The sequence below is a fragment of the Odoribacter lunatus genome, from assembly GCF_943193135.1.
Taxonomy (GTDB): Bacteria; Bacteroidota; Bacteroidia; order Bacteroidales; family Marinifilaceae; genus Culturomica; species Culturomica lunata.
In genome coordinates this window covers 275306-287836 of record NZ_CALPCZ010000001.1, presented here as the reverse complement: position 1 = coordinate 287836, position 12531 = coordinate 275306, and the positions used below count along the sequence as shown (strand labels likewise).

Genomic DNA, 12531 nt, shown 5'->3' with positions numbered 1-12531 from the left:
GGTCTGCAAACAGAATGAATAAATCGGGATTTTTAGTATTTTCGCCAAAATATTTAAAACTCAAAATTATTTACCATGTCATTCATAGAAGATAGAATTACAGCCGAAGGATTAACTTTTGATGATGTGCTTTTAGTTCCGGCATATTCGGAAGTTTTGCCCCGCAATGTGGATTTGACTTCCCGATTTTCCAAAGGCATTGAATTGAAAACACCTATTGTTTCAGCCGCCATGGATACCGTAACGGAAGCATCTATGGCAATTGCGATTGCTCGTGAAGGTGGTATCGGGGTAATTCATAAGAATATGACCATTGCCGAACAAGCCCGTCAGGTAGAAATGGTAAAAAGAGCGGAAAACGGTATGATTTACGCACCCGTTACCATTCGTCCGGACAAAACCGTTCAGAATGCCTTGAATCTGATGAAGGAATTCAAAATCGGCGGTATTCCCGTGGTAAATGATGAAAATACACTGGTCGGCATCGTCACGAACCGGGATTTGCGTTTTGAAGCAAGTATGAATAGAAAGATTCAGGATGTAATGACCAAAGAGCACTTGGTTACGACTACTGAAAGCACCGATTTGCAGAAAGCTGCCGAGATTCTCCAGCAACATAAAATTGAGAAACTGCCGGTGGTGGACAAAAATAACAAACTTATCGGTTTGGTTACTTATAAAGATATTACCAAAGCCAAAGATAAACCGCTCGCTTCCAAAGATTCCAAAGGACGATTACGGGTCGCTGCCGGAGTCGGTGTTACCGGCGATACGCTGGAACGGGTAGACGCTTTGGTGAAAGCCAATGTGGACGCGATAGTAATAGACACCGCCCACGGTCATTCCAAAGGCGTGATTGACATGTTGAAAAAAGTAAGAAGTGCGTATCCCGATTTACAAATCGTCGTGGGTAATATTGCCACTGCCGAAGCCGCCATTGCATTGGCAGATGCTGGTGCTGACGCTGTAAAAGTAGGTATCGGGCCGGGATCTATCTGTACGACCCGTATCATTGCGGGAGTCGGTGTTCCACAACTGACCGCCATTTACAATGTGGCGAAAGAAATGAAAAAACGGGGTGTACCAGTTATAGCTGACGGCGGTTTACGCTATTCGGGAGACATTGTAAAAGCTTTAGCAGCCGGAGCAAGCTCCGTAATGGCCGGTTCTCTTTTCGCCGGTGTGGAAGAATCTCCGGGTGAAACTATCATCTACAACGGACGTAAATTCAAATCATATCGGGGTATGGGATCGCTTGAAGCTATGCAGAAAGGCTCCAAAGACCGCTATTTCCAGGATGCAGAGGACGATGTAAAAAAACTGGTTCCAGAAGGAATTGTAGCCCGCGTTCCGTTCAAGGGGTCGCTGTACGAAGTCATTTACCAGATGATCGGAGGTTTAAGAGCCGGCATGGGATACTGCGGAGCTCATAATATCGAATCTTTACATCAGGCGAAGTTTGTAAAAATCACAAGTTCCGGTATGGCGGAAAGCCATGCACACGATGTGACCATAACGAGTGAGGCTCCTAATTATAGTAGATAAGACTCATGAAAATCATACTGTTTATTTCTTTTTTATTGTTGTTGTTTTCTTGTGACTACCTTATCAGACCAAATAAGGACGAGGTGGTTGCCCGTGTTTTCGATTCCGAACTGCTGCGTTCGGAAATCAATACATCCATTCTGTCGAAAACGAATAAGGACGACAGTATTTTAATGGCAAAGAATTATATCCGGAATTGGGTGACCAAACAGCTTCTCCTGCAAAAAGCGATGAATAATTTGACAGAAGAGGAAAAAGACATCGACAAGCAAGTGGAAGATTACCGGTCAGCTATATTGATTCATCTCTACAAACAAAAGCTGATTAATCAAAAATTGTCGAAAGAAATCGAAAATGAAAAAATAGAAAAATATTATCAGGAGAACAAGATAAATTTTATTCTCCCTACTCCTATCGTTAAAGCTACTTTTTTCATCCTTCCCAAAACGGCTCCCCACATCGAGCAAATACGCAAATGGTTTAAATCGAATGATGTCCACGACTGGGGCTACATTGAGGATTATTGCATCACGCATGCCAAGAAATACGACAATTTTTCCAATAAATGGGTCGAATTGAAATTTATTTTCAATTTGTTACCGGGAGACGTCACGAAATTGGAGAATGAAATCCGTCAGATAAAAAATATTGAAAAATCCGACGAGGAGAATTATTATTTCTTAAAAATCAGTGAAATATGCAAGGAGCAAAATATTGCACCTTTGGATTATGTCCGTGACGAAATTACCTTGATTTTAAAGAACAAGAAAAAAATTCAGTTTGAGACCCAACTTGAAAAAGAAATCAATGAGGAAGCCGAACAAAAGAATTATGTGAAAATATACTAAAAATCCATGTAAAACTTCAACTATATGAGAAAATATTTATTCTTATTTATTCTTTTATTGTTTTCTGGATTGCTATTCGCACAAAGTAATGTCATCGACAAGATTGTCGCCATTGTCGGAGAAGAAATTATCCTGAAATCGGATATAGAAAACGAGTTTCTCAATGAACAAAGTCAGGGAATGATTTCTTCTTCCAGCGATTACCGCGCCGATATACTGGAAAAGCAGCTTATTCAGAAACTGTTGGTTGCGCAGGCAAAGATAGACAGTGTTGTCGTAACGGAAGACGAAGTGGAATCGGAAATCAATAACCGAATTCAATATTTTATTTCCGTACTGGGTTCCCAAGAACGGGTGGAAAGCTATTTCAGTAAAAACATGGCAGATATCAAGAACGATATGCGCGCTCCTACGCGGGAAAAATTGATTGCCGAATCCATGCAACAACGCATTGTGGAAAAAATCAGAAACACGCCTTCCGAGGTCAAAGCTTTTTACAAGAAATTAGCCAAAGACAGCTTACCTGATATCCCCGATAAATACGAAATCCAGCAAATCGTACTGAAGCCGACAATCAGCGAAGCTGAAAAAGAGCGTCTGAGAGACCGATTGCGTACATTCAGAGAACAGATTCTGAATGGAGAAAAAACATTCAACACGCTGGCCGTTCTTTATTCGGAAGATGGTGCTGCCAGCCGTGGCGGAGAATTGGGATATATGGCAAAAAGCGAAATGGTGCCGGAATTTGCAGAAGCAGCTTTCAATCTAAAGCCGGGAAGAATTTCAAAAATCGTGGAGACGGAATTCGGTTTTCACATTATCCAATTAATTGACCGGCAAGGTGAAAAAATCAATGCAAGACATATCATTCTGCAACCAAAAGTATCACAGGAAGAACGCGAAGAAGCGTTGCATCGGCTGGATACCGTCCGTTCGTTGATTACAGACAAAAAAATGACATTTGAAGAAGCCGCCCACTATTTCTCCACCGATAAGAAAACACGTAACAACGGCGGTTTGGTTGCATCTATGGACGGCGATTCCAAAATCGAAAGAGCGGCTATCTCCGGAGAAACCGCCCGCCATACCAACCGTATGAAAGTCGGTGAGATTTCCGAACCGTTCACCGAACAAACCGAACACGGCGAAGAACTCAAAATTATCAAGATAAAGGCCTTTTATCCCCAACATAAGGCAAACCTGGAGGATGACTGGATGATTTTCGAGGCGATGCTGAAACGTGAAAAACAGATGGATAAATTGGAAAAATGGATTAAAGAAAAACAAGCCGATACTTATATTCATTTGGACGATGCTTATAAAAACTCCAAATTCAGATATGACGGCTGGATAAAATAACCCTCAAAAGAATAAGAAATGCAAGATAATGTAGAGCTGATTAATCAGTTAAAAAACAAATACGACGAGTTAAAGAAAGAAATCTCCCGTACAATTGTCGGTCAGGAAGAAGTAATAGATAAAGTACTTATTTCCATTTTCAGCAACGGACACTGTCTGCTTATCGGTGTTCCCGGTCTGGCAAAAACGCTGTTGGTAACCGCTATTTCCGAAACACTCGATTTGAAATACAACCGTATTCAGTTTACCCCGGATTTAATGCCGTCAGATATTATCGGTACGGAAATACTGGACAGCAACAAAGAGTTTAAATTCGTGCATGGGCCCCTATTTGCCAATATTATTCTGGCAGACGAAATCAACCGTACTCCGCCCAAAACGCAAAGTGCCCTGCTGGAGGCCATGCAGGAACGTGAAATCACTGCCGGAGGTATGACCCGCAAATTGGAGCAGCCGTTTTTCGTTTTGGCAACCCAAAACCCTATTGAACAAGAAGGTACTTATCCCCTTCCGGAAGCTCAATTAGACCGTTTCATGTTCAGTATCGTACTGGACTACCCCACTCTCGAAGAAGAAATCACGATTGTGGAAAATACAACAGGGGAAAATCAATGCCAATTAAATAAAATCCTCAGCGGGGAAGAAATATTACAATACCAATCCGTAATCCGTTCGATGCCCGTACCGCAACATATTACGGAATATGCCGTAAAATTAGTAGCCAAAACGAGACCGGGCAAACCGGGCGCTCACGAATGGGCGGAGAAATATTTAAACTGGGGTGCCGGTCCCCGTGCTTCCCAATTCTTAATTGCCGGAGCAAAAACCCATGCGGCGCTGCAAGGAAAATACGCTCCGGATATAACGGATGTCCAGTATGTCGCCGAATCGATTTTACGACACCGTATATTTAAAAATTACAAAGCCGAAGCCGAACATATCAGTGTTGAAGAATTAATCCGGGAATTCCTGAAATAAATGATAGCAAAAGCTCTTCTACTCTTTGTCTGTCTTTCCGGTATACTTATGCCGCTTTCTGCTCAAAAGAAAGCGGTCATTAAAATACAACATGCCGATTTTTACAAACCGGAACCGGAACAAAAGAGGAATAAACTCATCGGGAATGTCAGACTGACACAAGATAATATGCTTATGTCGTGTGACAGCCTGTACCAATATTCCGACAGCAACTATGTGGAAGCATTCGGCCATGTACATGCCATTCAAAACGATTCCCTGCACCTGTGGGGCGATTACATGATATACGACGGCAATACACAATTGGCAAAAGTCAGACGTAATGTGACCATGAAAGACCCCAAGATTACTCTGACCACACAATTCCTGGATTACGATGCCCAAAGAAAAGTCGGCTATTATTTTAATACCGGTACTTTAAAAGACAGTATCAATACCCTAATCAGCGACGTCGGATATTATTATACGACAAGCAAAGAGATGTTTTTTAAAGACAATGTAAAAGTATACACGCCGGAATACGAGATGTTTTCCGATACGCTGAAATACAACACGGACAGTAAAATCATCCTCATTACCGGTCCGACAACTATCTATGGCGAAAACAGGACCCTCTATTCGGAAGACGGCTGGTACAATACGCTTACTTCCCATGCTGAATTGTACAAAAACAACACCCTCACCTATAACGAATATTTAGCCAAAGCCGATACAATTACCGTAGACAGTCTTACGGGTACGGCTATCATGAAAAACAACCTCCATTTGTACGATACGGTCAATAACATCATTGTCGGCGGAAATTACGGGGAGGTCTTGAAAAACAACGATTATGCCTTTGTTACGGACAGAGCTTTATTAACGCTGGTCGGCAAACAGGATTCTCTTTTTATTCATGGCGATACCCTTTCTGTATCCAAAGACACCGCCGGGCAAAATGTCATGCGGGCTTACTACCATACGAAATTTTACAGCCGCGACTTACAAGGATTATGCGATTCCATGGTATTTCCGGTTGCCGATTCCACGGTACACCTTATCGGATCCCCCATTGTCTGGGCTAGCGGAAACCAAATGACCTCCACCAACATTGACATGTTATTGGCAAACAATGTCATCAAAGAGTTTCATTTGCTCGAAAAATCCATGATTATCAACCAAATCGACTCTGTCAAATACAACCAAATCAAAGGCAGAAACATGATTGGGCACCTGCAAAACAATGAACTGCATTTGGTGGATGTGAACGGTAACGGGGAAACGCTCTATTATCCTGATGATAAAGGTGCCATTATCGGCATGAATAAGGCAACCGGTGCTTATATAAAAATCTACATATCGGAACGCAGGGTCAAAGATATTATTTTCATTCAGAAACCGGAAGGCAGTATGAGTCCGCTGCTTTTAGTAAATCCCGAAGAGACCCGTCTTCGAGACTTTCAGTGGCATATAGAAAAAAAGCCCCTTAACAAAGAGGCCATTTTTCTAAAATGATATTAATACGTTCGATTAATTTTCAAAATAGACTGTATAATTGTCCCAAAATTTAGGATTAGACTTTATATCTTCGTAGTACATTCTCCCTTCTACAGTTTCGGGGTTCGTCGTCTTTACCTGTGTGGTCACATATTGCATTTTACCGCTTATCTTGTCCTCTCCCTCCACATAACTGTACTGAAGCGTCACGCCACTTAAGAAATAACGGGATCCCAATTTCTTATAATTTGTGGTTATTGTCATACTCACCGTTCCCTTGCCGTACTCTCCGCTTGGTATCAGATTCCTTCCCAACGTACTGTAATCCGTTGCCGTAAGATGTACACTATTCTTCAATACAGCATAATCTTTCAGATTAATATAAATTTCGCCGGAATACTTAGTCACACCGATGCTTCCCGTAGTTGAAAGCGTCGGATTAATCGCTTCATAGCCAATGACCTGTACAGAATCATCTTCAAACAACAAACGTCCCTTGTTGGTGAGCTTATAATCCCGGACATTTGCCACATCCAGTATATTACGGGGATTGCGGACAATATCCGCGGTCAGCACATCATCAAAATAGGTCAAGCCGTCCAATACAGATTGGGGTTCCTTACTTCTCCTTACTTCATTATATCTGTAATTCACTTCTTTAAATGCCGTTTCCACCGAATTCCGATGATACCCCTTTTTATCATATATCGTCACAATCGCCTCCGTTGAAGCTGTTTGCACATCCTCGTTAAAAACCAAATACTGAAAATACCCGCGATAACTATAAGTGGTAACGAAATAATTCTTTCCTATATTATCTACAGCCTGCCGCAGCATCTTCCGATACACCAACGACTGGGCATTCACATCTACCTGTTGAATCGTATATACTACCGGCTGTAAGGCAATCTTCAATTCCGGCTTATCAATGGCCTCCGCCACTTTTATATCCTGCGGCCTGTATCCTACCACAGAAACCCGAATCACTTTGTCCCGGTAACTATCCGGTAACTGCAACTCAAACTCTCCGTCCATATTGGAAGCAACTCCCGCCAATGTTCCCAACACACCTAAATTCGCGAAAGGAATCGGCATATCGTTAGAAGCATCCGTTACCGTTCCTTTTATAATTATTCTACTGTCATCCTGTGCTTTAACGGCAATTACCAACATAAAAAGCACAATAAACAATGAGAGAACTTTTTTATTCATAGCAATTATGGTATTTATTTCATATATTTGTCCCAAAGTAAGTAATTATAATCTTTAAAACCAAAGCTATTTTCACAATAGTAAAATCAAACTCTCTATGAAAAGAAACGTCTCATACATATTAGCAGTTTTTTTGTCTGCAACAGTCCTCTCCTCCTGTGTTTCCAAAAAGAAATTCGACGAACTGGCTCGTCAGAAAACAACAATCGACAAAGAATTGTCGCAAGTAAAGAAGGAAAAAAAGAATCTTGAAAAAGAGTTGCAAAAGAGTAAAGACGACTTCAATACAATACGTTACCAACTAACGGAAAACAATGCCGCCAAAGATAAAACAATTGACGAGTTGTATACCAAACTCAGAAACCTGGAAGCCAAACAATCCGAACTGAAAAACGAACTTGACAACGCTGCCGATGAAATCAAATATACTTCCCAAACTTCCGACCAAAAAATCGCTTCTTTGGAAAAACGGATAAAAGCGCTTACCTCACAACGTGATGAGTTGAAAAAAAATTTAGCGGAAGTTCAAACGAATCTGGAATGGGAAAACCGGAAACTAAAAAGCGAACTGGAAACAGCAAACAGCAAACAGCAGGCGTTGAGCAATGAAAACAAAAAATTGCAGACAACTCTTGACGAAGCCAATAAAAAACTGGCCTGGATACGGAAACAAAAAGCTGCGGGAGACGAGGAAATATCCAAGCTGAACAATCAAGTAAAATTACTGAAAAAAGAACTCTATAACGAATAAGCAGTATGCTATATATCCTTATAGGAATTGCAGGGCTTCTTGTCATAGTAGCCCTGTTTACATTTTTTAGCAAGCGTACTACATCAGAAGAAACAGAAAATACCTCCCTGCCGGATGCCGAATGCTGCGGAGCACATGCTGTATGCGAAAAAGGGCTAAAAAAAATGGATACGCATATTGACTATTTTGAAGATGAAGAGCTCGACGCCATGAAAGGCATTCCCGCTGATGCATATACCCCCGAACAATTAGACCGCTTCCGGGATGTATTGTACACGTTGCGCAAAGAAGAAATCACAGACTGGTTTATCAGTTTGGAGAAGAGAGAAATCCAATTTCCGGAAATACTGAAAATAGAAGCTCTGGATTTACTGGAGAATTAAATACCGTTGTCCTTGTAACTATTCTTCAATACCTCCCTCCCGATACGGCACTTCAGGCATAAATGCTTATCGCAATATTCCTTTCTCAATTGTATCAAAGCCTGGGTCTGCAAAGCGGAATCAAAAGAAAAACCACATCGTTTCCACGCCTCTATGATATAATTGCTTTCCGCCTCTGTTTCTTCCAGCCATCTTATCGCTTTTTCCGCCAACCCTTCTTTCCCCTGCTCTTTGGCATACAGAAACAAAAAAGGAACAACTGCATTAATTAAAAGTATCTGCCGGGTACGTATCCCCATCTGCTTTTTCCTCACGACAGATTTCCGTTGAAAGGCATAATGATTATCCCAATAAGAAGATGTATCCACATCAAAACACGCCAATGCTTCTTTTAGGGATTCCGCCTCCATCAATCGGGAAACAATCATCTGAAAATGGCAAACAAAATCCGCCAGCAATGCCAATCGTACCGTCGGGAAATTATCCGGTCGAATCCGCATAAACCGCCACATCTGAACAGGTATTTCCATCAATTGATGTTTGACACGGTAATAAGCATACTCCCGTTTCAACAATTGCACATATTCCTCGTCCCCCGCCTTTTCCAGCAACCCGGATACACCGAATATCAACGCCTCCACAATCTCCGGACGATTGGCATATTTCAATAAAATCTTATAAGGCAAATACTGCGCCAACTGATAAAAAGCAGCGGAATTGACATTGCCTGCCCAATATTTGCACAAAAACCGATAAAAACACTCCTCCCAGTCATTCCCTGTCTGTTCAAGCAAATGACGCATATCTCCCACTTTTCTTTCCAAACGTTCAAATGCCAAACCTTGCAAGACGATAAAAAAACGACTATCCTCAATACTTTCAAGACCCTTGGCACATGCCGGTTGTTGCCGGCAACTCTTCATATACTCATATTCCTCATACAAATCATCAACCGCTTCAAGCACAATGCATTCAATTTCCCGCCCCGACGAATCATACACCCTCACATCATCCGTCTGCACGACGGACAACACCACCGAATTATAGGCAACATCCTCATGATGTCCGTGACGGTACCAATCGCTGCTCCTCACATGTACTTCCACATTCCCCGCCAAAATAACATCATCCACCGCAACACGTGCATTAAAAAAATCGGGTCCCGCATCCCTGTTCCACTCTCCGGTTCGCAACACCCGCACCTTCTTTCCGTTATAAGTAGTAAACTCATTTCTTTTATAAAGGGAATTCGCCCACACATACTGTAAAAAATCCTCCTTCATGACACCAAGATTTAATCTACTACAATTTACGTAAAAAAAAGCAAAAAACAAAATCAAGATGTCAATCTCATTTCTTTATCATATCTTTGCAACAATTTTAACACTCTTAAATATGGAAGAAAACAAGCTGATTCAAAACAAAAAAGACAAAACACTGGTTTGGATTATAGCCGGATTAGGCTTCATTTTGATTGTACTATTCATTTTCTTTATGGTAGAACGTTCTGCCAATAAAAAGCACATCGCCGCCATCCACGAAGAAAAAGAGTTGCTCGAACAGGAACTGACAGATTTAAGCAGCAATTACGATAACCTGAAATCAACAAACGATACGCTAAACGAAAAACTCACCGTTGAACAGGAAAAAATCGCCATCCTGTTGGAGGAAATGAAGAAATTCAGAGACAATTCGTATGCGGAAATCAGCAGATACAAAAAAGAAATCGGAACTTTAAAAACCGTTTTACGTAGTTATGTTGTACAGATTGATTCCCTCAATCAATTGAACCAAAAGCTAACAGCTGAAAATACCCAGGTGAAACAACAAATCTCTTGGGTAAGAGAACGGAACAATAAATTAGAAAAAGAACAGAAGGACATGAAAGAGGTCATCGCACGCGCGGGAGCCTTGACAGCGGAAAACTTCACCGTAGTACCCATCAATAAAAAAGGACGGGTTACCAACTGGAAAAAATGCTTTCAGCTACGTGCCGATTTCGTGATACCGAAAAATATCACAGCCAAACGGGGGACACGTATTATCTACCTCCGCCTCACCCGTCCCGACGGAAAAGTAATTGCATTCAGTGAAAAATCGTTCTTCAAATACCAAAACGTCAGCCTGACTTATTCAGCGAAACGGGAAATTGAATACGAAGGCGAACGCTTAGACCCCGTTTCTATCTATTGGCCGAACGACGGGAGTCTGACAAAAGGAAAATATACCGCCGAATTATTCAGTGAAAATGAAAACATTGGCAGTACCGAATTTTTCTTAAACTAAAAACACTTAAAATAAGTAGCCATGACCGACATTGAAATTGCTAATTCCGTAAAAATGCGCCCCATTACCGAAATTGCCGAAAAATTGGGCATCTCTTCGGACACCATTGAACAATACGGGAAATACAAAGCCAAACTTCCACTTCATTTAATCAATGAATCGCAGATACGGAACAAACATCTTATTTTAGTGTCAGCCATATCCCCTACACCTGCCGGAGAGGGAAAAACAACTGTTTCCATCGGTCTGTCCGAAGGACTAAACCGCATCGGGAAACAGACAACCGTCGTCCTGCGCGAACCCTCATTGGGGCCCGTATTCGGTATCAAAGGAGGTGCCACCGGTGGCGGATATTCCCAGGTGCTGCCTATGGAAGACATCAACCTCCACTTCACAGGAGATTTCAATGCTGTAGAAAAAGCGCACAACCTGTTATCCGCTTTAATCGACAATAACATACAAAGCAAAACATCCACTATCGGTCTCGACCCACGAACCGTTACCTGGAAGAGAGTCATGGATATGAATGACCGCTCTCTCCGTCACATCATTGTCGGCTTGGGTGGAACCACTTCGGGTATTCCTCGGGAAACAGGCTTTGACATCACAGCAGCCTCGGAAGTCATGGCTATCCTATGCCTGTCCGAAGACTTTGAAGACCTGAAACAACGACTGGGCAATATATTCATCGGCTACACATACGACAAGAAACCGGTATACGCCCGTGACCTGAAAGCCCACGGAGCAATGGCCGCCTTGCTGAAAGAAGCAATCAAGCCCAACCTGGTACAAACCATCGAAGGCAATCCCGCCATCATACATGGCGGACCTTTTGCCAATATCGCACAAGGCACCAATTCCGTCATCGCAACCAAAATGGGTCTCTCCCTCTCCGATTTCGTTGTTACGGAAGCCGGTTTCGGATTTGACCTCGGAGCGGAAAAATTCTTCGACATCAAATGCGTAAAAGCCCATTTGAATCCCAGTGCCGTCGTCTTAGTCGCCACCGTCCGGGCATTAAAATACCACGGAGGAGTCAAACTGGACGCCTTAAAAGAAGAAAACACGGAAGCTCTCGCCAAAGGGATGGAGAACTTGGAAAAGCATGTTGAGAACATGAAAAAATTCAACATCTGTCCTATTGTCGCCATCAACCGTTTCGTTTCAGATACTGATGCCGAATTACAATTGATAAAAAACAAATGCAAAGAACTGGATGTTCCGGTAGAAATTGCCGATGTATGGGCAGAAGGTGGAAAAGGAGCAGAAAAATTAGCCATACTGACAGCCAAAGTTGCCGAACAATGTCTTTGCCAGTTACATCCCCTCTACGACTGGAACTGGAGTGTAGAAAAGAAAATCGAGACCATAGCAAAAGAAATATACGGGGCTGCTGCCATTGACTACACCTCACAAGCTAAAAACGATTTAAAGAAAATACAAGCACTCGGATTAGACAAACTCCCCGTGTGCATAGCCAAAACACAAAAATCCCTTTCGGACAATCCGAAACTTTTGGGACGCCCCAAAGATTTCATCGTAACCGTCAGACAAATCGAAATAGCTGCCGGTGCAGGCTTTGTCATTCCTATCACGGGAGACATCATGCGCATGCCGGGACTACCCGACCAACCAGCAGCAGAACGTATAGATATCGACAAAGAAGGACACATTTCAGGTCTATTCTAACGAA

Annotated in this window: 11 protein-coding genes; 9 read left to right on the top strand and 2 right to left on the bottom strand. The window is 42.2% G+C overall.

Annotated elements, in window-relative coordinates; all coding sequences use genetic code 11:
- The first annotated feature begins 75 nt into the window (after positions 1-75).
- The 5 genes from guaB to NFR61_RS01270 are packed head-to-tail and all read left to right on the top strand — an operon-like array spanning position 76 to position 6224.
- A complete protein-coding gene (gene guaB, locus NFR61_RS01290; protein ID WP_251619934.1) occupies positions 76-1545 on the top strand; it encodes an IMP dehydrogenase in 1470 nt (489 codons plus the stop codon).
- Between the two features lie 5 nt (positions 1546-1550).
- Positions 1551-2393, top strand: coding sequence for a peptidyl-prolyl cis-trans isomerase (locus tag NFR61_RS01285; protein WP_251619933.1), 843 nt, complete (start codon positions 1551-1553; stop codon positions 2391-2393).
- A gap of 24 nt (positions 2394-2417) precedes the next feature.
- A complete protein-coding gene (locus tag NFR61_RS01280; protein ID WP_251619932.1) occupies positions 2418-3752 on the top strand; it encodes a peptidylprolyl isomerase in 1335 nt (444 codons plus the stop codon).
- Positions 3753-3770: 18 nt separating this feature from the next.
- On the top strand, positions 3771-4730 hold the full coding sequence (locus NFR61_RS01275) for an AAA family ATPase (protein ID WP_251619931.1): 960 nt from the start codon (positions 3771-3773) through the stop codon (positions 4728-4730).
- The gene (locus tag NFR61_RS01270) at positions 4731-6224 is read left to right on the top strand and encodes an OstA-like protein (protein ID WP_251619930.1); all 1494 of its coding nucleotides are present in this window, start codon (positions 4731-4733) and stop codon (positions 6222-6224) included. It begins immediately after the preceding gene.
- Positions 6225-6239: 15 nt separating this feature from the next.
- On the opposite strand, the gene NFR61_RS01265 is transcribed toward NFR61_RS01270, so the two are convergent.
- Complete coding sequence (locus NFR61_RS01265) at positions 6240-7418, bottom strand: carboxypeptidase-like regulatory domain-containing protein (RefSeq protein ID WP_251619929.1); 1179 nt, start codon at positions 7416-7418, stop codon at positions 6240-6242.
- A 97-nt stretch (positions 7419-7515) separates the two neighbouring features.
- Here NFR61_RS01265 and NFR61_RS01260 point away from each other — a divergent pair, with 97 nt between their 5' ends.
- Entirely contained in the window at positions 7516-8169 is a 654-nt protein-coding gene (locus NFR61_RS01260) for a hypothetical protein (RefSeq protein WP_251619928.1), read from the top strand.
- Between the two features lie 5 nt (positions 8170-8174).
- Entirely contained in the window at positions 8175-8552 is a 378-nt protein-coding gene (locus NFR61_RS01255) for a hypothetical protein (protein WP_251619927.1), read from the top strand.
- Here the strand turns inward: NFR61_RS01255 and NFR61_RS01250 are convergent.
- Positions 8549-9835, bottom strand: a complete 1287-nt coding sequence (locus tag NFR61_RS01250) for a DUF2851 family protein (protein ID WP_251619926.1) — start codon at positions 9833-9835, stop codon at positions 8549-8551. The genes NFR61_RS01255 and NFR61_RS01250 overlap by 4 nt on opposite strands.
- A gap of 112 nt (positions 9836-9947) precedes the next feature.
- On the opposite strand from NFR61_RS01250, the gene NFR61_RS01245 reads away from it, so the two are divergent.
- Both NFR61_RS01245 and NFR61_RS01240 read left to right on the top strand, forming a co-directional pair.
- Entirely contained in the window at positions 9948-10838 is an 891-nt protein-coding gene (locus tag NFR61_RS01245) for a coiled-coil domain-containing protein (protein WP_251619925.1), read from the top strand.
- Positions 10839-10859: 21 nt separating this feature from the next.
- Positions 10860-12527, top strand: a complete 1668-nt coding sequence (locus NFR61_RS01240; protein WP_251619924.1) for a formate--tetrahydrofolate ligase — start codon at positions 10860-10862, stop codon at positions 12525-12527.
- Positions 12528-12531: the final 4 nt, after the last annotated feature.